Genomic DNA, 22,874 nt, shown 5'->3' with positions numbered 1-22,874 from the left:
GGGCTTGCTCGCGATTGTATCGACACGGGTTAATTCAAAGACCGCGTTGTCTGCATCGCGAGCAAGCCCGCTCCCACAAAAAGATGAAGCTTAGCTGGCGGCCACCGCCGTGGCGTTTTGTTCGGCTTTTTCTCGCTGATTGCGGCTGGCGTAGCTTTCAGCCATTACCGAGCAGACGATCAGTTGCAGCGGGTGGTAGATCATAATCGGCAGCAAAATCAGCCCTAAACCTGGGTTGGCGCCGAAGATCAGCGCAGCCATGGGTGCGCCCGCCGCCAGGGATTTTTTGCTGGCGCAGAACACCGCGGCGATTTCATCGGCGGTGCTGAATTTCAAGGCGCGCGCAGTGCGAGTGGTCAACCACAGGATGATGGCGAGCAAGATCGCGCTGCCGGCCAGGGCGCTGAAGATCACCGAGGTGCCTTGCTGTTGCCACATGCCCGAGACCATCGAGTTGCAGAACGCCGCGTACACCAGCAGCAAGATCACCACTTTGTCGCAGATATTGGTGTAGCGCTTGTGGCGGGCGAAAAAGCGTCCGAACAGCGGGCGCACCAGTTGTCCAAGCACCAATGGCAGCAACAGCATGGCGCACAGGTCGAGCAGGGTTGAGCCCAGGTCGATACCGCCCGAGCCGCTGCCGACTACAAAGCTCACCAGCAATGGCGTGAGAAATATCCCCAGTACGCTCGACAGGCTGGCGTTGAGAATCGCCGCAGGCACGTTGCCGCCCGCGCTGCCGGTGAGGGCCACGGACGAGGAGATGGTCGAAGGCAGCGCGCACAGGTAGAAGAACCCCAGCATCAGCAGCGGCGGAATGTGCGCGCCCAACAGCTTGTCAGCAACCACCCAGATCAGCGGGAAGACGATAAAGGTGAAGCCCTGAACCATGAAGTGCAGGCGGATGTTTTTCAGGCCGTGGCGGATTTGTTCGCTGGACAGGTTGACCCCGTGCAGGAAGAACACCAGGAACACGCCGATGTTGATCACCACTTCCGCGTGCATGCCGCCGCCAGTGCTGCCGAACGTCGGGAAGACGTAGGCGAGTAAAGTCGCCAGTAACATGCCGCACAGAAACCAGTCTGTGAACAAGCGTTTGAGGTGTTTGAACACAGGCATCGTGGGCACCAGAGCATTGTAAGAATTGATGACTTAGCCTAACGTCGGGTTTATCTGACGTCTTGCGACATAAGGCCAACCAATGCCGCCAAACGGACAACGTGGTGCAGAACGCGCCATTCCTGCGCTCAAAACCTTGCCTCGGCCGCTGTACGCCCGCGCCGAGAGTTTGGGCGCGGGCTCGTGGACGCCGCGCCATCGGCATGATTGGGTGCAATTTTCGTATGCCATCAGTGGCGTGCTGGGTGTGCATACTGACGAAGGCAGTTTTTATGCGCCGCCGCAGTGGGGGATCTGGATCCCGGCCGGGCTGGAGCATGAGGTGGTGACCTCGATGCGCGCCGAGATGCGCAGCCTGTACGTGCGCCGTGAGGATTGCCTGTGGGCACCCGAACATTGCCGGGTATTGGAGGTGACACCGCTGGCACGGGAGCTGATCAAACGTTTTTGCGCCTTGCCGGTGGAGTATCCACAAGGCGGCAGCCCTGAAGAACGTTTGGTGCAGGTGTTGCTTGATCAACTGGCGGGCCTGAACCAGGTGGGTTTTTCGTTGCCATTGCCGCGCCATGCGCGGCTGTTGGCGCTGTGCAATGAGCTGATCGAAAACCCGGAGGCTGAGGTGACGCTCAGCGTGTGGGCCGAGCGCTTGGGCACGTCGGAAAAAACCCTGATGCGGTTGTTTGACCGGGAAACCGGCATGAGTTTTCGCAGTTGGCGCCAGCGCATGCGCTTGCTGTCGTCTTTGCGGGTGCTCGAGGAGGGCGGCAGCGTGACCCTGGCGGCGTTGTCGTGTGGTTATGAATCCACGTCGGCCTTTATTGCCGCCTTTAAAAAAATGTTTGGCTTCACGCCCGGCGAGTTATTCCGACAGTGATCGGGCTATTTTCGGAAACGCCCTGCATACATTTTGCTCGGCTCTAGTAGGGTGCGCGCTGAATCAACGGGATTAGTCGATGCCCGATGGTTGGCGCTCGTCTATTATCCAGAGCGGCTAACGTCGGGATTTTTGGCACATGACGTGCCTACTAGCGACTCTTGCACGGCCCCCCTCTCCCCGTAGTGAGTGGATTGCCGTATAACGAGTGACATTCGCGTGTTTGGTAACAAAGGACCCACAATAAAAGCTGATGAAGACTCCAAAACGCTTAGAACCCCTGATCGAGGACGGTCTGATCGACGAGGTGCTGCGCCCACTCATGAGTGGCAAAGAAGCAGCTGTTTATGTGGTCCGCTGCGGCAAAGAGCTGCGATGCGCCAAGGTTTACAAGGAGGCTAACAAACGAAGTTTCCGGCAGGCCGCTGAATATCAGGAGGGTCGCAAGGTTCGCAACAGCCGGCAGGCCCGAGCGATGGCCAAGGGCTCGAAGTACGGTCGTAAAGAAACCGAAGACGCCTGGCAGAACGCCGAAGTAGCCGCGCTGTTCCGGCTGGCGGGCGCCGGTGTACGGGTGCCCAAGCCGTTCGACTTCCTCGAAGGCGTGCTGCTGATGGAACTGGTGGCCGATGAGTACGGCGACGCGGCACCGCGTTTGAACGATGTGGTGCTGGAGCCGGATCAGGCGCGCGAATACCACGCGTACCTGATTTCACAGATCGTACTGATGCTCTGCACGGGTCTGGTTCACGGTGACTTGTCTGAGTTCAACGTGTTGCTGACGCCAACCGGCCCGGTGATTATCGACTTGCCTCAGGCGGTGGATGCGGCGGGTAACAACCACGCGTTCAACATGCTGGAGCGTGACGTGGGCAACATGGCTTTGTACTTCGGACGCTTTGCGCCGGAGTTGAAGAAAACCCGCTACGCCAAGGAAATGTGGGCGCTTTACGAAGCGGGCACCCTGCAGCCGACCAGCGTGTTGACTGGCGAGTTTGATGAGCCTGAAGAGTTGGCAGATGTCGGCGGTGTGATCCGCGAGATCGAAGCGGCCCGTCTGGACGAAGAACGTCGTCAAGCGGTGCGAGCCGCAGATGATGCGCCACCGAGCAAGGCCGAAGAGCCGCCTCCGCCGTGGATGCAGTGATTCGATGAATAAAAAATCCGGCTTCGGCCGGATTTTTTATGCCCACCATTTTTAAAACCGGTTGAGCGGGATTTTCAGGCTGCGCAGGCCGCTTTCATCGGCGGGCGGCAGGTTGCCGGCGCGGATGTTGACCTGGATGGCCGGGATCAACAGGGCCGGTACGCCCAAGGTGGCGTCGCGGGTGGTGCGCATGTCGACAAAGTCGGCCAGCGGCACGCTGTCGTTCACGTGAATATTGCGCGCCCGCTGCTCGCCCACCGTGGTCGACCACGAGGCTTCGCGCCCGGCGGGCGGGTAGTCGTGGCACATCAACAGTCGGGTATCGGCCGGCAAACTCAGCAGGCGCTTGATGGAGTGATACAACTGCTGCGCATCGCCCCCCGGAAAGTCGCAACGCGCGGTGCCGACATCTGGCATGAACAAGGTGTCACCGACAAAGATGCTGTGGTCTTCAAGCTGGTAGGCCATGTCGGCTGGCGTGTGTCCCGGCACATGGAGCGCGCGCACGTGCAGGCGGCCAATGTGGAACACCTCGTCCGGCTCGAATAAATGGTCGAATTGCGAGCCGTCGAGTCTGAACTCAGGCTCCAGGTTGTAGATATCGCGAAACACGCCCTGGACTTGGGTAATCGCCGAACCAATGCCGATGTGCCCGCCGAGCTTTTGCTTGAGGTAGGCGCTGGCTGACAAATGATCCGCGTGGGCGTGGGTCTCCAGCAACCACTGCACCTTGAGGCCGTGGGCTTCTACAAACCGGATGATGCTGTCGGCGCTGTCGGTACTGATGCGCCCGGCGGCAGCGTTGTAGTCGAGCACCGGGTCGATGATGGCGCACTCGCTACCGTCTGCTTCGTACACCACGTAGCTCACGGTTGAGGTGTTGGGGTCGTAGAAACCTTGAATGTCGGCGTGCATGAAGGGCCTCACGTGAATCAAAAGATATTTCAATATATTGAAACATATATTATCGAGACGTAGACTGTCGACCATTACGTCACGGAGCTCTCCATGTCTGCCCAACTCACCAGTGAAGAGATCGGCCTTCTGCGCGATTCTGCGTCCAAAGCCTGCACCCTTCTTAAAGCCCTTGCCAATGAAGACCGGCTGCTGTTGCTGTGCCAGCTGACGCAAGGCGAACGCAATGTCGGTGAGCTTGAAGACCTGACCGGGATCCGCCAGCCTACCCTGTCGCAACAGCTCGGCGTGTTGCGCGATGAAGGCATGGTCAACACCCGGCGCATGGGGAAATATATTTACTATTCCCTCGCCAGTTTCGAAGTGGTGTCTGTGATGCAAACGTTGTCGGGTCTGTATTGCGGTCAAGCGCTGAAGAAGTGATGCGGGCCATTGCCTGCGACGTTCACCGCCCCCTTATTCCATTCATTTTTGTTGTGCCTGGAGTGCCCAATGGAGCAAATCATCAAGCGAATCGACGCCACGTTCTCGGTGTCTGGCCAGCTCGCGCCGTCTGACCTCCAAGCCTTACCCGCACTGGGTTTTCGCAGTGTGGTGTGCAACCGCCCCGATCATGAAGGCGGTGCCGAACAACCCGAGCATGGCGTTATGCAGCAGGCCGCCGAGGCGCTGGGGCTGAGTTTTGCTTATTTGCCGGTGCAGACCACCGGAGCAACCGCGGAACAGGCGCAACAACTGCGCGAGTTGCTGGCGGAGTTGCCCAAGCCGGTCTTGGCGTTTTGCCGCACGGGCAATCGGTCTTCAAAACTCTATGAAGCCGCGACCCAAGGCGCCCGTGAAGTGCGCCAGTTTGATGTGGTTGTGGTGGGCGGCGGCTCGGCCGGGCTGTCGGTGACAGCAAGTCTGTTGAAGCGTGATGCGTCTTTGCGCATCGCCGTGATCGAACCCAATACCGAGCACTACTATCAGCCCGCATGGACTCTGGTGGGCGGCGGTGCCTACGACGTGCGAGATACGGTGCGGCCCACCGGCGAGGTGATGCCCAAAGGGGCGGAGTGGGTGCAGGCGTCGCTGTGTGCGTTTGCACCGCAGCGCAAGGTGGTGCTGCTCAGTGACGGCACAGAGTTGGGTTATCAGCAGTTGATTGTGTGCCCTGGCTTACAACTGGCCTGGGAGAAAATCGAAGGTCTGGAAGAAACCCTCGGCAAACATGGCGTAACGTCCAATTACCGGCATGATCTGGCGCCCTACACCTGGGAGCTGGTGCGCTCGCTGCGCGGTGGCAAGGCGCTGTTCACGCAACCGGGGATGCCGATCAAATGTGCCGGTGCGCCGCAAAAAGCGATGTATCTGTCGTGTGATTACTGGCGCAAGCAGGGCGTGCTGGCGTCGGTTTCGGTGGAGTTCAACCTGGCGGGTGCGGCGTTGTTTGGTGTCCCGACTTTTGTCCCGCCGTTGATGAAATACGTGGAAGCCTACAAGGCGCAATTGGCGTTCCAGTCCAATCTGGTCAAGGTCGACGGCCCGAACAAGACCGCCTGGTTTGATGTGACCGATGCCGACGGACAAGTCACACGGGTCGAGAAACGCTTCGACATGCTGCATGTCGTGCCGCCGCAACAAGCGCCGGACGTGATCCGTCGCAGCGAGCTGGCCGACAAAGCGGGCTGGTTTGAAACCGACCCGGCCACCTTGCAGCATCCGCGTTACCCCGAGATTTTTGCGGCGGGCGATGTGTGCGGCACCAGCAATGCCAAAACGGCGGCGGCAGCGCGCAAGCAAGTCGTGGTGGTGGCGGACAACCTGATTGCCTTGCGCCAGGGCCGTGCATTGCCCAAGCGTTATGACGGTTATGGCTCGTGCCCGCTGACGGTCGAAAAAGGCAAAGTGATTCTGGCCGAGTTCGGTTATGGCGGAAAACTCCTGCCAACCTTTCCGATGGATCCTACCGTGCCAAGACAGTCTGCCTGGTTCCTGAAGGCAACATTACTGCCCTGGTTCTACTGGCAAGGGATGCTCAAAGGGCGTGAATGGTTTACTGACTGCAAGCCGGACTGAGTTCAACCATGCTGATTATGATCTTGGGCGCGCTGGTGGGCTTGCTGTTGGGGCTGACTGGCGCGGGCGGCGGTATTTTGGCCATTCCGGCGTTGACCCTGGGCGTGGGCTGGACGCTGGTTGAGGCCACGCCCGTTGCGTTATTGGCGGTGGGTGTGGCGGCGTCGGTGGGCGCCATAGACGGGTTGCGCAAAGGCTTGGTGCGCTACAAGGCGGCCGCGCTGATGGCCAGCGCCGGCTGGCTGGCGTCACCGCTGGGGCTGCACTTGGCCAAGTTGCTGCCCGGTGCGGCACTGATGGCCTTGTTTGGTGGCGTGATGGTGTTTGTCTCGGCACGCATGTTTTTGAAAGCCCGGGCGGGCTGCCCGTCTGATGAAGACATGGAGCATAAAAACTGCCAGCTCAACCCGTCTACCGGGCACTTGAAGTGGGACCTGCGCTGTGCCACCACGTTGGCGTCGATCGGGGCCTCGGCGGGGTTGTTGACCGGGTTGCTGGGGGTGGGCGGTGGTTTTTTGATCGTCCCGGCGTTTCGCAAGTTCAGTGATGTGCCAATGCACGGGATTGTCGCCACGTCGCTGATGGTGGTGGCGCTGGTGTCTTTGGGCACCTTGGGGCATCTGGTGTATCAGGGCTTTAGCCTGTCGGAACAGGGCGTGCTGTTTATCAGCGCGACGCTGGCGGGAATGATCATCGGCCGCGTGCTGGCGCCGAAAATCTCGGGCCAGCGGATGCAACAGGGGTTTGCGGTGCTGTGTGCGGTGGTCAGCGTGTTGATGATCGGCAAAGTGTTGATGATGGTGCTGTGAGCCTTCGATCCCTCCCTTTTGTAGCCGCTGACGAGGCACGAAGGCTGCGATCGGCGGCGAAGCCGTCGTAAAAATGCGAGCGCTGCGCACTCGATCGCAGCCTTCGTTCCTCGGCAGCGGCTACAGGGTTACAGGGTTAAAGGGTTATGGGGTGCAGCACGCCCCCGACTCCAGGTCTTTGAGGATCGGGCAGTCGGGGCGGTGGTCGCCCTGGCAGCTTTCGACCAGCACCTGCAGGGTGTCACGCAGGCTGCTCAGTTCAACAATCTTTTGATTCAACGCCTCGATGTGTTGGCGCGCCAGGGCTTTTACGTCGCCGCTGGCGCGTTGGCGGTCTTGCCATAAGGTCAGCAGTTTGCCGACCTCTTCCAGTGAAAACCCCAGGTCCCGCGAGCGCTTGATAAACGCTAGTGTGTGCAGGTCGTCGTCGCTGTACAGGCGATAACCGCTGTCGCTGCGGTGGGCGGGTTTGAGCAAGCCAATGGACTCGTAGTAACGAATCATTTTGGCGCTCAGGCCGCTGTGCTTGGCGGCCTGGCCGATATTCATGACAGTTGCCTCCTCACTCTAGATCGTCGGGCTTCCAGAACTTCAGTAACAGTGCGTTGCTGACCACGCTGACGCTGGAGAATGCCATGGCCGCGCCCGCCAGTACCGGGTTGAGGAAGCCAAAGGCGGCCAGCGGAATGCCGATCACGTTGTAGACAAACGCCCAGAACAAGTTCTGGCGGATTTTTGCATAGGTTTTACGGCTGATGTCCAGGGCGGCGGGCACCAGTCGCGGGTCGCCGCGCATCAGGGTAATGCCCGCAGCCTGCATGGCCACGTCGGTACCGCCGCCCATGGCGATACCAATATCGGCTGCGGCCAGTGCCGGGGCGTCGTTGATGCCGTCGCCGACCATCGCCACCACGCCGTTTTTTTTCAGTTCGGCCACCGTGGCTGCCTTGTCGGCGGGCAAGACTTCGGCGTGCACGTCGGTAATGCCCAACGCTTGGGCGACCACACGGGCGCTGCCGCGGTTGTCGCCGGTCAGCAAGTGGCTGCTGATGTGACGTGCGCTGAGTTGCTGGATCGCGGACTGCGCGCCGGTTTTAAGGGTGTCACCAAAGGCAAACAGGCCGAGCACGCGGGACTCCGGGCTTTGTTCGATGAGCCACGACAGGGTGCGGCCTTCGTTCTCCCAAGCGGTTGCGGAGTCTGCCAGCGAACCTGGAGTGAGACCGGTTTCGTCAAGTAGGCGGCGATTGCCCAAGGCCAGGCGGCGGCCTTCGAGTGTGCCGGCGATGCCGCGCCCGGTCAGGGACTGGCTGTCTGCTACATCCGGCACGTTTAACTGCCGTGCGGCGCAGGCATCCAGTACGGCCTTGGCCAAGGGGTGTTCGCTGCCGCGTTGCAGGGCGCCTGCGGCTTGCAACAAGTGGGCTTCGTCACCGTCCAGTGCCGCCAGGTGGGCGATTTGCGGGGTACCGGAGGTGAGGGTGCCGGTTTTGTCGAAGACCACGGCGCTGACTTCGTGTGCACGCTCTAGCGCTTCGGCGTCTTTGATCAAGATCCCGAAGCGGGCGGCCACACCGGTCCCGGCCATGATCGCCGTGGGTGTCGCCAGCCCCAGCGCACACGGGCAAGCGATAACCAGCACAGCCACGGCGTTGATCAGGGCCGTTTCAATGGGTGCGCCGTAGAGCCACCAGCCGAGCAGAGTGGCGAGGGCGATCAAGAGCACCACGGGTACGAACACCTGGCTGACTTTATCCACCAGTTTCTGGATCGGCGCTTTACCGGCCTGCGCGTCTTCGACCAAGCGAATGATGCGTGCGAGGACGGTTTCGGTGCCCAAGGCCAAGGTTTTGATCACCAGGCGGCCTTCGCCATTGATCGCGCCGCCGGTGACTTTATCCCCAGGCTGTTTCGGCACGGGCAGGCTTTCGCCGCTGATCAAGGCTTCGTCGGCGTGGCTTTGGCCTTCGACCACTTCGCCATCCACCGGAAAACGCTCACCGGGTTTGACCAGCACCAGGTCATTGAGGCGCAGGTCGCTGATGGCGACGTCTTGTTCCTGACCATCGATCACGCGCAAGGCGCGCTCCGGGCGCAGGGCTTCAAGGGCACGAATGGCGCTGGCGGTCTGGCGTTTGGCGCGGCTTTCGAGGTATTTGCCCAGCAGTACCAGCGCGATGACCACGGCCGAGGCTTCGAAGTACAGATGCGGTGTGGTGCCGGGCGCGGCGATGGCCCATTCGTACAGGCTCAGGCCGTAGCCCGCGCTGGTGCTGAGGGCGACCAGCAGGTCCATGTTGCCTGCGCCTGCTTTGACGGCTTTCCAGGCGGCACGATAAAAGCGTGCGCCCAACACAAATTGCACCGGGGTGGCGAGTACGAACTGTGCCCACGCGGGCAGCATCCAGTGAATCCCCAATGGCATCAGCAGCATCGGCAGAACCAGCGGTAACGCCAGGACAATTGCCAGCACCAACGCCCAGCGTTCGCGCTGCAAGCGCTTTTGCTGATCGTCCTGCACGGCCTGCGGGTCGTTTGCCTGGTGCAGGCTGGCTGAATAGCCGGCCTGGTTAACCGCGTCGATCAGTCGGGCCGGGTCGACGTGGCCCAGCAGTTCAACGTGGGCCCGCTCGTTGGCCAGGTTGACGCTGACACGCTCGACCCCGGGGACTTTGCTGAGGGCTTTTTCCACGCGCCCTGAGCAGGACGCGCAGGTCATGCCGCCCACGTCCAGCTCCAGGCTGTGAGTTGGAACGCTGTAACCCGCTTGCTGCACGGCATCAACCAGTGCCGCCAGGCTGTCGGCCGGGGCCTGGATACGCGCCTGCTCAGTGGCCAGGTTGACGCTGACGCTTTCAACCCCCGGCACTTTGGCCAAGGCTTTTTCCACGCGGCCGGCGCAACTGGCACAGGTCATACCGTCAATCGGCAGATCGAATTGGGTGGGCACGAGCAGTCCTCCTCAAGAAGTTATCTGTCCATAGAATCGACCTTGACCCCGTGGCAAGGTCAAGGCCACTGCTGTGGGTTATTTCATGGTGTGTGGTCAGTATTCCAACTTGGCGGGTTTGAGGTACATGCCGTCCTTGCCCAGCGCGATCCGGTATTTGCGTACATCACCGGCTTTAAGCGTGAACTGCTGCGCAGGCGGCACCAGCATGCCGGGCAAGCACCCCGGCGCCTGACCGGGCAGCAGCTTGAGGCGAATGCCAACATTGCCGGCGGGCAAATTGAAAGACAGCGCCTGCTCTTGAAACAATCGCCCGGCCAATTGATCGTCGATGTACACCCCGATTTCGCAGCTGGTGGGGACTTCGAGGCGTTCGCGAGAAATGATCAAAACGCCGTAGTCTTGATCGGCGTTGGCCCACAGCGGCAAGGCGGCCAGGGTTAAAAAACTGACTAGGCTCAAAGCGGACCCGCGCATGGCTCGGTACCCTGTTTTCAAATCAGAAGGCATTCAGCTTGGCCGAGCCAAGGTCAGATTGCCAGTGCACTCATGCAACGAGGGGCTTGACCTTGCCACGATGGCAAGGTGGAAGCTGTGGCCATCTCAACCAAAGGAGGCATGTCATGCAAACGTTTACAGTGGATGGAATGACCTGTGGTGGCTGTGTTCGCGGTGTGACCAACGCGATTCAGCGACTTGATCCGCAGTCTAAAGTCGACGTGGATCTGAAGACCAAAACCGTGAAGGTCGAGAGCAAGCTGGCCGCAAAAGACATCGTCGGCGCGATTGAAGGTGCCGGTTTTGACGTGCCAGCCACGGCTTGACGCAGAAAAGCCTCGCGATCTTTTAAACAATCAAAAGATCGCGAGGCAAGCTCGCTCCTACAGGTGATTTATTAGATAGCTCGCTAACTTAATGTTCATCGTCTGCAACCACAGCTAGACTGTCGTACCGCGCTAACCGCAGTACGATTTGGACAACTGATGAACGTTAGAACTCTCCTGATTCTCGGCGCGCTCAGCGCTTTTGGTCCCTTGGCGATCGATTTCTACTTGCCTGGGTTCCCGGCGATGGCGCTAGCCTTTGCCACCGATGAAACGCACATCCAGTTGACCCTTGCGGTGTATTTCCTGGGCTTGTCCATCGGCCAACTGGCGTACGGCCCGCTGGCTGACCGCTTCGGTCGCCGTGTGCCGCTGCTGGTGGGTGTTGGCCTGTTTACCTTGGGTTCTTTGGCCTGCGCGGTTGCGCCCACACTTGAGTGGCTGATTGGCGCACGGTTTGTTCAGGCGTTAGGCGGGTGTGCCGGGATGGTGCTGTCGCGTGCGATTGTCAGTGACAAGTGCGATGCGGTGGGCTCGGCCAAGGTGTTCTCGCAGCTCATGCTGGTGATGGGCCTGGCACCGATTTTGGCGCCGATGCTCGGCGGCCTGCTGGTTAACGTGTATGGCTGGCAGTCGATCTTTATCGCGCTGACCGGCTTCAGTGCACTGGCCGCCCTGGCGGTGGCATTGGGGTTGCCGGAAAGCTTGCCGGCCAACGTGCCGCGCCAACCATTGTCGGGTGCGCTGCGCCAATACGGGCGTTTGCTCAAGGATCGCGAGTTCCTGGGGTATGCCCTGACGGGGGGGATCGCAATGGCCGGGATGTTTGCCTACATTGCGGGCTCACCTTTCGTCTTTATCAAACTGTATGGCGTGCCTGCCGAACACTACGGCTGGTTGTTCGGCAGTAACGCGGCGGGCTTTATTTTGGTGGCGCAAGTGAACGCCCGGTTGCTGGCCAAGCGCCAACCGGCCTTTTTGCTGGCGCGTACGGTGTGGGTTTATCTGGCGGCAGGTGTGGCGTTGCTGGGTATTAGCGCACTGCACACCGAGCAATTGTGGCCGTTGTTGATTCCGCTGTTTATCTGCATCGCCAGTCTGGGCTGCATCATCCCCAATGCCTCGGCGTGTGCCATGAACGGGCAGGGCGCACGTGCGGGCAGTGCTTCGGCGATGCTGGGCTTTTTGCAGTTCAGTGTGGCCGCCGGTGCGGCGTCACTCGTGGGTGTTTTGCATGATGGCACGGCAATGCCCATGGCGATGGTGATCACCTTGTGCGGGGTGTTGGCCGTGACGATCGGCATGGCGACCCGCCGTGTGTATCAGGCGCGGATCGCCGCCGAGGAAACAGTCTGAATCACACTGCCATGGGTTCGGGCAATTTGTGCGGGGCCTGCAAGCGCGATTTCAACGTATCCACAAAGGCTTTGGCCTCAGCCTTTGTGCGAAAGTTAACGGCTTGCTGGTCGATTTGAACCTGCCATTGGCAGTCAGGAGATTTTGCTAACGCCTTTATCAGGATTTTCATTGCTGGCCTCCTTTGGTTGGCAAAGGCGGCCAGTGTATGCCTGAAAGCGCCGCAAAATATGACAGGCATCAAGTCTCTGACTGACGGTTAAAAATTGACCGTTTTAGTCCCCTTGCTGTGATCAGAACCCTTCAAGCACGATTTTGCCTTTGGCCTTGCCGCTTTCCAGCAGCGCGTGTGCGCGGCGCAGGTTGGCGGCGTTGATGGTGCCAAAGTGTTCGCCTACGGTGGTGCGCAAAGTGCCCGCGTCGATCAGTTCGGCTACCCGGTTGAGCAGGTCGTGTTGCGCAATCATGTCCGGGGTTTCGAACAGTGAGCGGGTGTACATGAATTCCCAGTGCAGCGACAGGCTCTTGCGTTTGAGCTTGGTGATGTCGAAAGTTTTCGGGTCGTCGATTAAAGCAAACTTGCCTTGTGGGGCGAGGGCTTCGACCAGTTGGTCGAGGTGCTGATCGGTTTGCGTCAGGCTGGCGACATGGGTTACCGCGTCGACGCCCTGAGCTTTGAGTGCTTCGCTCAATGGCTGGGTGTGGTCGATGACCACATCGGCGCCCAGTCCGCGAACCCAGGCTTGGGTCTCGGGGCGTGATGCAGTGCCGATCACCTTGAGGGCGGTCAACTGGCTGGCCAATTGAGTCAGGATCGAGCCGACCCCGCCTGCTGCGCCGACAATCAACAGGCTTTGCTGCTCATCGGTTTTGCCTTCTTTAATAGCCAGGCGTTCGAACAACAATTCCCAGGCGGTAATGGCGGTCAGCGGCAGTGCAGCGGCTTCAGCAAAACCCAGGCTTTTTGGCATGTGCCCGACAATTCGCTCATCGACAACGTGCAGCTCGCTGTTGCCGCCCGCCCGGGCGATAGAACCGGCGTAGAACACGTTGTCACCGACCTTGAACAGGCTGACGTCACTGCCGACCGCCTTGACCACACCGGCCACGTCCCAACCCAGCACTTTGGCGGCACCGCCCTCCGGCTGTGCGTTTTGGCGGACCTTGGTGTCCACCGGGTTGACCGAGATGGCTTTGACTTCAACCAACACGTCGCGCGGGCCGGCTACTGGCTCGGGCAGTTCGATGTCTTGCAGGGCGTTAGGGTCCTGGATCGGCAACGACTGGTAATAGGCGATAGCTTTCATGGGGCATGTCCTGACAGTGAGTACGAAAAGTGAATCGATGATTAACCATTTCACTGAGCGATAAAACCGGCTAAAACGGCAGTCTCTTTCAATGTTTTTTTGATAATGGTGGCGATGAATGCTGCGCTTCGATGACCTGCAACTGTTTGTGCGTGCTGCTGACTTGGGCAGTTTGTCGGCAGCAGCGCGGGTGATGGATTTGTCGCCAGCAGTGGCCAGTGCAGCCCTCAAGCGGATCGAAGCGCAGTTAGGGGTTCGATTGTTGGCACGTTCTACGCGCAGTTTGCGCCTGACAGCCGAGGGGCAAGGCTTTCTCGATTATGCGCGTACGGCTTTGAGCAGCCTGGATGAAGGGCGCCGCCTTTTAGCCCGTGGGCAAGACCAAGTGAGCGGGGTGTTGCAGCTATCCGCGCCGTCAGACTTTGGACGTAACCTGTTGTTGCCCTGGCTGGACGCGTTTCAGCGTGAACACCCGCAGTTGACCGTGCGCTTGTTGCTGGGCGACCGGATTGCCGATCTGTTCCGCCAGCCTGTGGATATCGCCCTGCGTTACGGTGAGCCGGAAGACTCCAGTCTGGTGGCGCTGCCGGTTGCCACCGACAACCGCCGCGTACTGTGCGCATCACCTGAGTATTTGGCGCGGCGAGGCGAGCCGCGTCAGCTTGAACATTTGCTGCAACATAACTGCCTGCTGTACATGCTCGGGACGCGCGTGCATGACCATTGGCAATTTAACGACGGTAAGCGCGAGCTGGGGCTGACGGTGAGCGGTGACCGTTTTAGTGATGATGCCGATGTGGTGCGTTTGTGGGCGATTGCCGGGGCGGGGATTGCGTACAAGTCGTGGCTGGACGTGGCGCAGGATGTGACGGCGGGCAGGCTCAAGGTGTTATTGCCGGAGTTGACGTGCGAGCGTGCGCCATTGAATTTGCTGTGCGGGCATCGCGCCCAATTGAGCAAACCGGTGAAGTTGCTGCGCGACATGCTGATTGAGCGGTGTGCGGGGTTGGCGGGGCAGCGTAGTGCCCTGTAGGGCAAGATCAAAAGATCGCGAGCAAGCTCGCTCCTACAGGGCCGGGGTTGCCGGGTTTTTACGGTTTGATCAGGCGGGCGTCGAGGCTGTTTTGCGCCAGGCGCTTGGCTTGGTCCTGGGTCATGCCCAGGTCGGTGTATAGCGCGTGGAAGTTCTCGGTCACGTAACCGCCGAAGTAGGCGGGGTCGTCGGAGTTGACGGTGACTTTCACGCCGCGCTCGAGCATGTCGAGAATGTTGTGTTGCGACATGTGATCGAACACGCACAGTTTGGTGTTGGACAGCGGGCAGACGGTCAGCGGGATTTGCTCGTCGATGATGCGTTGCATCAAGCGTTCGTCTTCAATCGCGCGCACGCCGTGGTCGATACGCTGGATTTTCAGCAGGTCGAGAGCTTCCCAGATGTACTCCGGCGGGCCTTCTTCGCCGGCGTGGGCCACGGTCAGAAAACCTTCGTGACGGGCACGGTCAAACACGCGCTGGAACTTGCTCGGCGGGTGGCCCATTTCTGAGCTGTCCAGGCCTACGGCGACAAATGCATCGCGAAATGGCAGTGCCTGGTCGAGGGTTTTTTGCGCTTCTTCTTCGCTCAAATGGCGCAGGAAGCTCAGGATCAAGCCACTGGTGATCCCCAGTTGCTGTTCGCCGTCTTTGAGTGCAGCGGCGATGCCATTCAGTACCACTTCAAACGGTACGCCACGGTCGGTGTGGGTTTGCGGGTCGAAGAAGGGTTCGGTGTGAACGACGTTCTGTGCCTTGCAGCGCAACAGGTAAGCCCAGGTCAGGTCGTAGAAATCCTGAGAGGTGCGCAGAACGTCTGCGCCTTTGTAGTAGAGGTCGAGGAACTCTTGCAGGTTGTTGAAGGCATAGGCCTTGCGCAAGGTTTCAACATCGTTCCAGGGGAGGGCGACTTTGTTGCGCTCGGCCAGCGAGAACAGCAACTCGGGCTCTAGAGAACCTTCAAGGTGCAGGTGCAGTTCTGCTTTTGGCAGGGCGTTCAGCCAGTCATACATAGTCGTTTTTCTCATCAGATCAGGTGCAGATGGCGGCATTCTACAGGCGTCGGACGACACAGCTTGTAAAAATGCCCCCGCCATTTGTCGCACCAATTGCGTTTGAGCGGCCGCTCCGACCCTTCTAATGACGTGCCTGTGAACTAAGGTGTAACGAAACGTTAGTGAGTTTTAGCAGTCTGTGACCTCACAACGTGTATTCGACTCTCGGCAAAAGGCCCGCGATGCTGACTTTATTGAAAGATGAAAAACTCCTCCTCCTGGCGGTGGTGATGGTCGGTGTGGCTTTCCCGCTGGAACATTGGTTATTGGGCAGTGGCCAAGCCACGGCGCTGATCGGGGGCTTTGTCCTGATTGCGGCGATTGTCTGCGCTTCGATGCGGGTGGCGCATCACGCTGAGGTCTTGGCTGAAAAGGTCGGCGACCCTTATGGGACGATGATTCTTACTCTGTCTGCGGTGCTGGTAGAAGTGGTCATCCTGGCCATCATGATGAGTAACGAGCCGTCACCGACCTTGGTGCGCGACACGATTTATTCGGCGGTGATGCTCGATATTAACGGCATCCTCGGTTTGGCCGCGCTAATGGGCGGAATCAAACATGGCGAGCAGTCCTACAACGACGATTCGGCCCGCACGTACAGCGTGATGATTCTGACCGCCATGGGTGTGTCGATGGTGGTGCCGGAATTTATCCCCGAGGCCGACTGGAAAATTTACTCCGCTTTCACCATTGGCGCGATGGTGCTGCTGTATGCGGTGTTCTTGCGCATGCAAGTGGGGCCGCACAGTTACTTTTTCAGTTACAGCTACCCGGAGAAAAAAGGCCGCAAGCGCGAGCCAGAAGGGACGCCGACCAATGTAAAGCTGTCGATCGCCATTCTTGGCCTGGGCGTTATTGTGATCGGTGCGCTGGCGGAGGTGATGTCCAAGGCGCTGGACCTTGGCCTTGAAGGGACGGGCGCGCCGCCGGTGATGACGGCAATTGTGGTCGCGGCCATCTCGGCGGCCCCGGAAATTCTGACGGCGCTGCGGGCCGCGTTGGCCAACCGCATGCAATCGGTGGTGAATGTGGCCTTGGGCGCTTCGTTATCCACGGTGATTTTGACGGTGCCGGCCATGGAGGCGATGGCGCTGTATACCGGCCAGCCCTTTCAGATGGCGATGACCCCGGTTCAGACGGTGATGGTGGTGATCACGCTGGTGGTGTGTGCGATCAATTTGAATGACGGTGAGACCAATGCCATTGAGGGCATGACGCATTTCGTGTTGTTTGCCACGTTCATCATGCTGTCGCTGCTGGGGCTTTAAGCGATGGGCAGCCTGTGACGGCTGCCCTTCACACTGCTACCAGGGAATGGTCTGACCCTTGTAGTCGATATAGTGATGACCGCCTTTACCGGCATACGCATAGAGCTGTTCGACGATGCCGCGGATGCTGGTGTCGACATCAATGTCGCCGGTGCCGCCGGTCAGGTCGGTTTTGACGACGCCCGGGTGGATGGAAAGCACGGTTGGCCGCGGCTCCGGGAGTTGCGTCACAAAGGTGTTGGTCAGTGAGTTGAGCGCGGCCTTGCTGGCTTTATAGAGTGCGAGCTGCGGGGCGTTGGGGTTGGTGATGCTGCCCAGCCTTGAACTCATGAATGCCAGCACGCCATTGTCTTTTTTGATACTGCCGACGAAGGCTTGGGCCACATTAATGGGCGCCACGCTGTTGGTCAGGAACAATTGGCCAATGTCAGCGAGGCTGGCGGCCCCGTTGGTTTGATCGTCCGGGCCTTTGATGCCGGCATTAATAAAAACCAGGTCAAACACGTCTGCGCTCAAGCGTTGGTGCAGGGCGTTGATGGCTTGCAGGTTGTCGATGTCGAGTTGCTCGACCTGCACGTTATCCAGTTTTTTTAAGGCCTCTGCGCGCAGAGGGTCACGAACGGTTGCGGTTACCTGCCAGCCGTCATGGGAAAGCGCTGTCACCAGTCCCAGACCCAGCCCACGTGAGGCGCCTACGATTAGTGCTTTTTTTGCTGCCATGAATTCGCCCTCTTTAGCGTTAAGGAAGTCACCGTTAGCTGTTTTTACGCCTTCCCTGTGCAAGTGCCCAGCGCTTGTGTGCGCGCGCTCATCAATTGGTGAGTAGGAGCGATAGGCAGGCAGAGGTCAGGTGGTGGTCTTGAATGACCTGAGTTGATTAAAAAACGTACAAGATTAAGTAAGCGTTATGGGGGCTGAATCGCCGGGGACTTTGCACGGGTTATCCACAGGTTGTTCCACAGTATCTGTGCGCAACTTCAATGCACAGGTATAAGCACTGCATCCCTTTGTTCTAACCGCGATATGCAGCGCTAAAGTATTGTTTTGACAGTGTTTTTATTAAAGCTCGGCTGATTTGGATAAAAAACGTACAAATGGCTGGAAGGCCCGTAATAAAAGGGCTGCAGCTGAGTGTGCTCAGGTTATCCACAGTTGGGTGCACAGTGATTGTGGGCAAGTGTGAGGCGCATCTTATTCCAGGCTTACGCGTCGCTGTTTGTGGTGTCCCGGTGCAACAGGATTCTGCCGCGACTGATGCCGGCCAATTGTTGCTGCAGAGCTGGGATGTGCTCTTCGCCCAGCTCGAGCTGTAAATCAACCCCATTGGCTGTAAAGGTTTCTTGGGTGAGCAGGCCATCCAGTTCGGCCAGACGCAATTTTACCAATGGCAGTTCACTGAAATGACAGGAGCACTGCAGGGGGACGCGGCTGATGAGCGGGAGCTTCTCTGCCGCTTGCAGGCATTTGTTGGCGCCACCGCCATAGGCGCGCGCGAGCCCGCCGGTGCCCAGTTGTATGCCGCCGTACCAGCGGATAACCAGCACCACGACTTGATCGCAGTCTTGCGCCTCAATCGCCGACAGGATCGGCCGCCCTGCGGTGCCACCAGGTTCGCCATCATCGCTGCTGCGGTATTGGGCGCCGAGTTTCCAGGCCCAGCAGTTGTGGGTGGCGTCGAGGTCGCTGTGTTGTTCGATGAAGTCTTGGGCTTGCTGGGCGCTGGTAATCGGGGCGGCCAGTGTAATGAAGCGGCTTTTACGGATTTCTTCGCGGTATTCGCAAAGGCCGGTGAGGGTCGATGGCATGTGGGTTCCGAACATTGGCTGGAGGCTTGAAGCCGCCGTTTACGTTAGCGCGTCGCTTCCAGGCTCTCAAGGAAACTTTCCAGCACCAGATGTGGCCGCCGACCTTTGCGGGTGACCGAGGCGAGGCTTAAGTCATAAAAACGCGTTTTGGCTTTCAAGGCGCGCAGGCGGCCTTGTTGTACCCAGAAGCTGGCGTAGTGATCGGGCAGGTAGCCGATGTAGCGCCCGGTCAAAATCAAGAACGCCATGCCTTCTCGGTCCGATGCGCTGGCGGTGCAGTTGAGTGCCTGGTAGTGTGCCTGGATATCGGCTGGCAGGCGAAAGGTCGGGGCAATGGCGTCCTGATCATTGAGGCGCTGGTCCTCCAGTTGCCGGTCATCGACATAAAACAGCGGGTGGCCGACGGCGCAGTAAAGCAGTGAACGCTCGCTGTACAGCGGCTGATATTCAAGCCCGGAGAGTGCGCTGGCCTGGGGAACGACACCCACATGCAGGCGGCCATCGAGCACGCCTTGTTCCACTTCGTTGGGGGCGATCATACGAATGTGGATTTGTACGTCAGGCCCGCGTTCCTTGAGTTGTGCCAGCGCATGGGTGATACGCATGTGGGGCAGGGTGACCAGGTTGTCGGTGAGGCCAATGGTCAACTCACCGCGCAGGTGTTGGTGCAGGCCGTTGACCTCGGTACGAAAACTTTCCAGTGCGCCCAATAACTGCAGCGCAGACTGATACACCTCGCGGCCTTCTTCTGTCAGGGAAAACCCGGCGCGACCCCGTTGGCACAGACGTAAACCGAGGCGTTGTTCGAGGTCGCTCATCTGTTGACTGATGGCCGAACGGCCAATCCCGAGCACGGTTTCTGCGGCTGAGAACCCACCGCATTCCACGACACTGCGAAAGATACGAAGCAGTCGGATATCAAAGTCGCTGACTTGTGCCAGTGCATCGGGACGACGGGTGCTCATAGTTTAGTCCGGGCCTAACTAAAGGTTAGAAGAGTTGGATTTCATCGACTTTATAGCCGTGGCAATTTAGCTGCAACAACGCTTTCAATCCCACGCCGCTTTCTGCTTTGCGAGGTTTTGCCGATGAACATGCCCGAAAATGCCGAAATCTCAGTGACTAGCCAGCTCAAGCTGGATGCTCATTGGATGCCTTACACCGCTAACCGTAACTTCCATCGCGATCCACGCTTTATCGTTGGCGCGAAGGGTAGTTACCTGACGGACGATAAAGGTCGGCAAATCTACGATTCGCTGTCAGGTCTGTGGACCTGTGGTGCAGGGCATACCCGCACAGAAATCCAGGAAGCCGTGGCCAAGCAGCTGGGCACCCTCGATTATTCGCCTGCGTTTCAGTACGGGCACCCGCTGTCATTCCAGTTGGCCGAGAAAATCACCTCGCTGACCCCAGGTAATCTGAACCACGTGTTTTTCACTGACTCGGGTTCTGAGTGTGCGGATACCGCGGTGAAGATGGTGCGGGCTTACTGGCGTTTGAAAGGCCAGTCGACCAAGACCAAAATGATCGGCCGTGCCCGTGGTTATCACGGGGTGAACATTGCCGGCACGAGCCTGGGCGGTGTGAACGGTAACCGTAAGCTGTTTGGCCAGGCGATGAGTGATGTTGATCACTTGCCGCACACGCTGCTGGCGAGCAACGCGTTCTCACGCGGCATGCCGGAACTGGGTGGTATTGCGCTGGCTGATGAGTTGCTCAAGCTGATCGAGTTGCATGACGCGTCGAATATCGCGGCTGTGTTTGTGGAACCTATGGCAGGTTCTGCCGGTGTGCTGGTGCCGCCTCAGGGTTATCTGAAACGTCTGCGTGAAATCTGCGATCAACACAACATCCTGTTGGTGTTCGATGAGGTGATCACCGGGTTTGGTCGTACAGGCTCGATGTTTGGTGCTGACAGCTTCGGTGTAACTCCAGACTTGATGTGTATCGCCAAGCAAGTGACCAACGGCGCGATCCCAATGGGCGCAGTGATTGCGACTACCGAGATTTATCAGACGTTCATGAATCAACCTACGCCTGAATACGCGGTTGAATTCCCACACGGCTATACCTATTCGGCTCACCCAGTGGCCTGTGCTGCGGGTCTGGCTGCGCTGGATCTGCTGCAAAAGGAAAACCTGGTGCAGAGCGTGGCTGAAGTCGCGCCGCACTTTGAGAATGCGATCCATGGTTTGAAGGGCGTGAAAAACGTCATCGATATTCGTAACTATGGCCTGGCTGGCGCCATTCAAATTGCCCCGCGTGATGGCGATGCGATTGTTCGTCCGTTTGATGCGGCGATGAAGTTGTGGAAGGCGGGTTTCTACGTACGCTTTGGTGGCGACACCCTGCAGTTCGGCCCAACCTTTAATAGCAAGCCGCAAGATCTGGATCGCTTGTTCGATGCGGTCGGTGAAGCGCTGAACCAGATTGACTGATCCTTCTATCTATAGAAGCGTTTTTGGGAATAGAGGCAGGCGCGCAGCGTTCGCGCCTGTGGACAACTTTTTGGAGCACCCATGAGCACCATTCAACATTTCATCAATGGCGAATTTCTGAACGACTCTGGTCGTACCGCTGATGTGTATAACCCGTCGATCGGTAAAGTGATTCATCAAGTACCGCTGGCCAGTCGCGAAACCATTCAAAAAGCTATCGATTCAGCCAAAGCTGCTTTTCCGGCATGGCGCAATACGCCGCCTGCCAAGCGTGCTCAGGTGATGTTCCGCTTCAAGCAATTGCTGGAGCAGAACGAAGCGCGCATCTCTCAGTTGATCAGCGAAGAACACGGCAAGACCCTGGAAGACGCAGCGGGTGAATTGAAGCGCGGGATTGAGAACGTTGAGTTTGCGTGCTCTGCGCCAGAAATCCTGAAGGGTGAATACAGCCGTAACGTAGGACCGAACATTGATGCGTGGTCGGATTTCCAGCCGCTGGGTGTGGTTGCAGGTATTACGCCTTTCAACTTCCCGGCCATGGTTCCGCTGTGGATGTACCCGCTGGCGATTGTGTGCGGTAACTGTTTCATCCTCAAACCGTCGGAACGCGATCCAAGCTCGACGTTGTTTATTGCACAGTTGCTGCATGAAGCCGGTCTGCCCAAGGGCGTGCTGAGCGTGGTGCATGGTGACAAAGGCGCTGTGGATGCGTTGATTGAAGCGCCAGAAGTTAAAGCGCTGAGTTTTGTGGGTTCAACGCCTATTGCTGAATACATTTATGCCGAAGGCACCAAGCGTGGCAAGCGTGTGCAGGCGCTGGGCGGGGCGAAGAACCACGCGGTGCTGATGCCGGATGCGGATCTGGATAACGCTGTGAGTGCGCTGATGGGGGCGGCTTACGGTTCTTGCGGCGAGCGTTGCATGGCCATTTCGGTTGCGGTGTGTGTTGGCGATCAGGTTGCTGACGCGTTGGTGGCCAAACTGGTACCGCAAATCAAGGCACTGAAAATCGGTGCTGGCACCTCGTGCGGTCTGGACATGGGGCCTTTGGTCTCGGGGCAGGCGCGTGACAAGGTCAGCGGCTATGTCGAGGATGGTGTTGCTGCCGGTGCAGAGCTGGTCGTCGATGGTCGCGGTTTGAGCATCAAGGATCATGAAGATGGCTTCTTCTTGGGCGGCTGCCTGTTTGATCGTGTGACGCCGCAGATGCGCATCTATAAAGAAGAGATCTTCGGTCCAGTGCTGTGCATCGTGCGGGTTAATAGCCTGGAAGAGGCGATGCAACTGATCAACGATCACGAATACGGTAACGGCACCTGCATCTTCACCCGTGATGGTGAGGCGGCTCGCCTGTTCTGCGACGAGATCGAAGTGGGGATGGTCGGGGTGAACGTTCCGTTGCCAGTGCCTGTGGCGTACCACAGTTTTGGTGGTTGGAAGCGTTCTCTGTTCGGTGACCTGCATGCCTATGGTCCGGACGGTGTGCGGTTTTATACGCGCCGCAAGGCGATCACTCAGCGTTGGCCGCAACGTGCCAGCCATGAAGCGTCGCAGTTTGCATTCCCGAGTCTGTAATTTGAGTTGCTGCTGTATATAGAAGAAGAGAGGCCGGCCGTTAGGCTGGCCTCTGCTTTTATGGCTTTTGGCGCGTTATGACAGAATTATGAATTTAGGGCTTGACTCAGAATATTAGCGGCCTATAATTCGCACCACTTCCGGCGCAGTCGAAACGGAAAACTCCTTGAATATCAATGAGTTGGATGATTTTGACGATGCCAGCTTCAATTCACCGAAGCAGGAAATGAGGTGTTGACAGCAGCGTGTAACGCTGTAGAATTCGCCTCCCGCTAACGAGAGATCGAAAGCGCAAGTGGTTGATGTTACAAAGGAAACTTTGAAAACATCTTAAAATAACCG

Annotated in this window: 22 protein-coding genes; 11 read left to right on the top strand and 11 right to left on the bottom strand. The window is 58.6% G+C overall.

Annotated elements, in window-relative coordinates; genetic code table 11:
* Positions 1 to 90 precede the first annotated feature (90 nt).
* Positions 91 to 1,119, bottom strand: coding sequence for a bile acid:sodium symporter family protein (locus QMX84_RS21520; RefSeq protein ID WP_282364735.1), 1,029 nt, complete (start codon positions 1,117 to 1,119; stop codon positions 91 to 93).
* A gap of 82 nt (positions 1,120 to 1,201) precedes the next feature.
* Here QMX84_RS21520 and QMX84_RS21515 point away from each other — a divergent pair, with 82 nt between their 5' ends.
* Together QMX84_RS21515 and QMX84_RS21510 are read left to right on the top strand one after the other, a co-directional pair.
* Positions 1,202 to 1,993, top strand: a complete 792-nt coding sequence (locus tag QMX84_RS21515) for a helix-turn-helix transcriptional regulator (protein WP_282364734.1) — start codon at positions 1,202 to 1,204, stop codon at positions 1,991 to 1,993.
* 253 nt (positions 1,994 to 2,246) lie between these two features.
* Complete coding sequence (locus tag QMX84_RS21510) at positions 2,247 to 3,140, top strand: PA4780 family RIO1-like protein kinase (RefSeq protein ID WP_048366470.1); 894 nt, start codon at positions 2,247 to 2,249, stop codon at positions 3,138 to 3,140.
* Positions 3,141 to 3,191: 51 nt separating this feature from the next.
* On the opposite strand, the gene QMX84_RS21505 is transcribed toward QMX84_RS21510, so the two are convergent.
* Positions 3,192 to 4,055 (bottom strand): MBL fold metallo-hydrolase, encoded by an 864-nt coding sequence (locus QMX84_RS21505; protein ID WP_048366469.1) that lies wholly within the window; start codon positions 4,053 to 4,055, stop codon positions 3,192 to 3,194.
* Positions 4,056 to 4,148: 93 nt separating this feature from the next.
* Between QMX84_RS21505 and QMX84_RS21500 the strand changes: the two genes are divergently transcribed.
* The 3 genes from QMX84_RS21500 (at position 4,149) to QMX84_RS21490 (ending at position 6,922) form a co-directional block, all read left to right on the top strand.
* On the top strand, positions 4,149 to 4,478 hold the full coding sequence (locus QMX84_RS21500) for a metalloregulator ArsR/SmtB family transcription factor (RefSeq protein ID WP_048366468.1): 330 nt from the start codon (positions 4,149 to 4,151) through the stop codon (positions 4,476 to 4,478).
* A gap of 69 nt (positions 4,479 to 4,547) precedes the next feature.
* Positions 4,548 to 6,113: a bifunctional protein tyrosine phosphatase family protein/NAD(P)/FAD-dependent oxidoreductase gene (locus QMX84_RS21495; RefSeq protein WP_282364733.1), complete on the top strand. Its 1,566-nt coding sequence runs from the start codon at positions 4,548 to 4,550 to the stop codon at positions 6,111 to 6,113.
* An 8-nt stretch (positions 6,114 to 6,121) separates the two neighbouring features.
* Positions 6,122 to 6,922: a sulfite exporter TauE/SafE family protein gene (locus tag QMX84_RS21490; protein WP_282364732.1), complete on the top strand. Its 801-nt coding sequence runs from the start codon at positions 6,122 to 6,124 to the stop codon at positions 6,920 to 6,922.
* A gap of 144 nt (positions 6,923 to 7,066) precedes the next feature.
* Here QMX84_RS21490 and cueR read toward each other — a convergent pair whose 3' ends face one another.
* From cueR to QMX84_RS21475, 3 genes are all read right to left on the bottom strand, one after another.
* Positions 7,067 to 7,471 (bottom strand): Cu(I)-responsive transcriptional regulator, encoded by a 405-nt coding sequence (cueR, locus tag QMX84_RS21485; RefSeq protein ID WP_048366466.1) that lies wholly within the window; start codon positions 7,469 to 7,471, stop codon positions 7,067 to 7,069.
* Positions 7,472 to 7,484: 13 nt separating this feature from the next.
* Complete coding sequence (locus tag QMX84_RS21480; RefSeq protein WP_282364736.1) at positions 7,485 to 9,878, bottom strand: heavy metal translocating P-type ATPase; 2,394 nt, start codon at positions 9,876 to 9,878, stop codon at positions 7,485 to 7,487.
* 90 nt (positions 9,879 to 9,968) lie between these two features.
* A complete protein-coding gene (locus QMX84_RS21475) occupies positions 9,969 to 10,349 on the bottom strand; it encodes a hypothetical protein (protein WP_282364731.1) in 381 nt (126 codons plus the stop codon).
* A 146-nt stretch (positions 10,350 to 10,495) separates the two neighbouring features.
* Between QMX84_RS21475 and QMX84_RS21470 the strand changes: the two genes are divergently transcribed.
* Both QMX84_RS21470 and QMX84_RS21465 read left to right on the top strand, forming a co-directional pair.
* Positions 10,496 to 10,696, top strand: coding sequence for a heavy-metal-associated domain-containing protein (locus tag QMX84_RS21470; protein ID WP_282364730.1), 201 nt, complete (start codon positions 10,496 to 10,498; stop codon positions 10,694 to 10,696).
* 159 nt (positions 10,697 to 10,855) lie between these two features.
* Positions 10,856 to 12,052 carry a multidrug effflux MFS transporter gene (locus tag QMX84_RS21465; RefSeq protein ID WP_282364729.1) on the top strand — a complete coding sequence of 399 codons (1,197 nt, stop codon included), beginning with the start codon at positions 10,856 to 10,858 and terminating at the stop codon, positions 12,050 to 12,052.
* A 1-nt stretch (position 12,053) separates the two neighbouring features.
* Here the strand turns inward: QMX84_RS21465 and QMX84_RS21460 are convergent, their stop codons facing one another.
* A complete protein-coding gene (locus QMX84_RS21460; RefSeq protein WP_164488133.1) occupies positions 12,054 to 12,224 on the bottom strand; it encodes a hypothetical protein in 171 nt (56 codons plus the stop codon).
* Between the two features lie 121 nt (positions 12,225 to 12,345).
* Positions 12,346 to 13,359: a zinc-binding alcohol dehydrogenase family protein gene (locus tag QMX84_RS21455; protein ID WP_282364728.1), complete on the bottom strand. Its 1,014-nt coding sequence runs from the start codon at positions 13,357 to 13,359 to the stop codon at positions 12,346 to 12,348.
* 118 nt (positions 13,360 to 13,477) lie between these two features.
* Here QMX84_RS21455 and QMX84_RS21450 point away from each other — a divergent pair, with 118 nt between their 5' ends.
* Positions 13,478 to 14,392 (top strand): LysR family transcriptional regulator, encoded by a 915-nt coding sequence (locus QMX84_RS21450; protein ID WP_282364727.1) that lies wholly within the window; start codon positions 13,478 to 13,480, stop codon positions 14,390 to 14,392.
* A gap of 58 nt (positions 14,393 to 14,450) precedes the next feature.
* On the opposite strand, the gene QMX84_RS21445 is transcribed toward QMX84_RS21450, so the two are convergent.
* Positions 14,451 to 15,404, bottom strand: a complete 954-nt coding sequence (locus QMX84_RS21445; protein ID WP_153375657.1) for an adenosine deaminase — start codon at positions 15,402 to 15,404, stop codon at positions 14,451 to 14,453.
* Between the two features lie 224 nt (positions 15,405 to 15,628).
* Here QMX84_RS21445 and QMX84_RS21440 point away from each other — a divergent pair, with 224 nt between their 5' ends.
* A complete protein-coding gene (locus QMX84_RS21440; protein WP_262126290.1) occupies positions 15,629 to 16,714 on the top strand; it encodes a calcium:proton antiporter in 1,086 nt (361 codons plus the stop codon).
* Between the two features lie 36 nt (positions 16,715 to 16,750).
* Here QMX84_RS21440 and QMX84_RS21435 read toward each other — a convergent pair whose 3' ends face one another.
* The 3 genes from QMX84_RS21435 to QMX84_RS21425 all read right to left on the bottom strand — a co-directional run bounded on the left by QMX84_RS21435 (position 16,751) and on the right by QMX84_RS21425 (position 19,484).
* Positions 16,751 to 17,434 (bottom strand): SDR family oxidoreductase, encoded by a 684-nt coding sequence (locus tag QMX84_RS21435; RefSeq protein WP_262126289.1) that lies wholly within the window; start codon positions 17,432 to 17,434, stop codon positions 16,751 to 16,753.
* A gap of 482 nt (positions 17,435 to 17,916) precedes the next feature.
* Complete coding sequence (locus QMX84_RS21430; protein ID WP_262126288.1) at positions 17,917 to 18,519, bottom strand: YigZ family protein; 603 nt, start codon at positions 18,517 to 18,519, stop codon at positions 17,917 to 17,919.
* Positions 18,520 to 18,563: 44 nt separating this feature from the next.
* A complete protein-coding gene (locus QMX84_RS21425; protein ID WP_048390343.1) occupies positions 18,564 to 19,484 on the bottom strand; it encodes a LysR family transcriptional regulator in 921 nt (306 codons plus the stop codon).
* 123 nt (positions 19,485 to 19,607) lie between these two features.
* Between QMX84_RS21425 and QMX84_RS21420 the strand changes: the two genes are divergently transcribed.
* Positions 19,608 to 20,957 carry an aspartate aminotransferase family protein gene (locus QMX84_RS21420; protein WP_282364726.1) on the top strand — a complete coding sequence of 450 codons (1,350 nt, stop codon included), beginning with the start codon at positions 19,608 to 19,610 and terminating at the stop codon, positions 20,955 to 20,957.
* A gap of 81 nt (positions 20,958 to 21,038) precedes the next feature.
* The gene (locus QMX84_RS21415; protein WP_282364725.1) at positions 21,039 to 22,532 is read left to right on the top strand and encodes a CoA-acylating methylmalonate-semialdehyde dehydrogenase; all 1,494 of its coding nucleotides are present in this window, start codon (positions 21,039 to 21,041) and stop codon (positions 22,530 to 22,532) included.
* Positions 22,533 to 22,874: the final 342 nt, after the last annotated feature.

This window comes from Pseudomonas sp. PS01297 (genome assembly GCF_029959305.1).
Taxonomy (GTDB): domain Bacteria; phylum Pseudomonadota; class Gammaproteobacteria; order Pseudomonadales; family Pseudomonadaceae; genus Aquipseudomonas; species Aquipseudomonas helleri.
The sequence above is the reverse complement of the archived record's forward strand: the minus strand, read 5'-3'. Positions and strand labels throughout refer to the sequence as shown.

Coding starts and splice junctions, on each gene's coding strand:
- QMX84_RS21520 (WP_282364735.1), bottom strand. CDS start 1,119: ATGCCTGTGTTCAAACACCTCAAACGCTTGTTCACAGACTGGTTTCTG.
- QMX84_RS21515 (WP_282364734.1), top strand. CDS start 1,202: ATGCCGCCAAACGGACAACGTGGTGCAGAACGCGCCATTCCTGCGCTC.
- QMX84_RS21510 (WP_048366470.1), top strand. CDS start 2,247: ATGAAGACTCCAAAACGCTTAGAACCCCTGATCGAGGACGGTCTGATC.
- QMX84_RS21505 (WP_048366469.1), bottom strand. CDS start 4,055: ATGCACGCCGACATTCAAGGTTTCTACGACCCCAACACCTCAACCGTG.
- QMX84_RS21500 (WP_048366468.1), top strand. CDS start 4,149: ATGTCTGCCCAACTCACCAGTGAAGAGATCGGCCTTCTGCGCGATTCT.
- QMX84_RS21495 (WP_282364733.1), top strand. CDS start 4,548: ATGGAGCAAATCATCAAGCGAATCGACGCCACGTTCTCGGTGTCTGGC.
- QMX84_RS21490 (WP_282364732.1), top strand. CDS start 6,122: ATGCTGATTATGATCTTGGGCGCGCTGGTGGGCTTGCTGTTGGGGCTG.
- cueR (WP_048366466.1), bottom strand. CDS start 7,471: ATGAATATCGGCCAGGCCGCCAAGCACAGCGGCCTGAGCGCCAAAATG.
- QMX84_RS21475 (WP_282364731.1), bottom strand. CDS start 10,349: ATGCGCGGGTCCGCTTTGAGCCTAGTCAGTTTTTTAACCCTGGCCGCC.
- QMX84_RS21470 (WP_282364730.1), top strand. CDS start 10,496: ATGCAAACGTTTACAGTGGATGGAATGACCTGTGGTGGCTGTGTTCGC.
- QMX84_RS21465 (WP_282364729.1), top strand. CDS start 10,856: ATGAACGTTAGAACTCTCCTGATTCTCGGCGCGCTCAGCGCTTTTGGT.
- QMX84_RS21460 (WP_164488133.1), bottom strand. CDS start 12,224: ATGAAAATCCTGATAAAGGCGTTAGCAAAATCTCCTGACTGCCAATGG.
- QMX84_RS21455 (WP_282364728.1), bottom strand. CDS start 13,359: ATGAAAGCTATCGCCTATTACCAGTCGTTGCCGATCCAGGACCCTAAC.
- QMX84_RS21450 (WP_282364727.1), top strand. CDS start 13,478: ATGCTGCGCTTCGATGACCTGCAACTGTTTGTGCGTGCTGCTGACTTG.
- QMX84_RS21445 (WP_153375657.1), bottom strand. CDS start 15,404: ATGTATGACTGGCTGAACGCCCTGCCAAAAGCAGAACTGCACCTGCAC.
- QMX84_RS21440 (WP_262126290.1), top strand. CDS start 15,629: ATGCTGACTTTATTGAAAGATGAAAAACTCCTCCTCCTGGCGGTGGTG.
- QMX84_RS21435 (WP_262126289.1), bottom strand. CDS start 17,434: ATGGCAGCAAAAAAAGCACTAATCGTAGGCGCCTCACGTGGGCTGGGT.
- QMX84_RS21430 (WP_262126288.1), bottom strand. CDS start 18,519: ATGCCATCGACCCTCACCGGCCTTTGCGAATACCGCGAAGAAATCCGT.
- QMX84_RS21425 (WP_048390343.1), bottom strand. CDS start 19,484: ATGAGCACCCGTCGTCCCGATGCACTGGCACAAGTCAGCGACTTTGAT.
- QMX84_RS21420 (WP_282364726.1), top strand. CDS start 19,608: ATGAACATGCCCGAAAATGCCGAAATCTCAGTGACTAGCCAGCTCAAG.
- QMX84_RS21415 (WP_282364725.1), top strand. CDS start 21,039: ATGAGCACCATTCAACATTTCATCAATGGCGAATTTCTGAACGACTCT.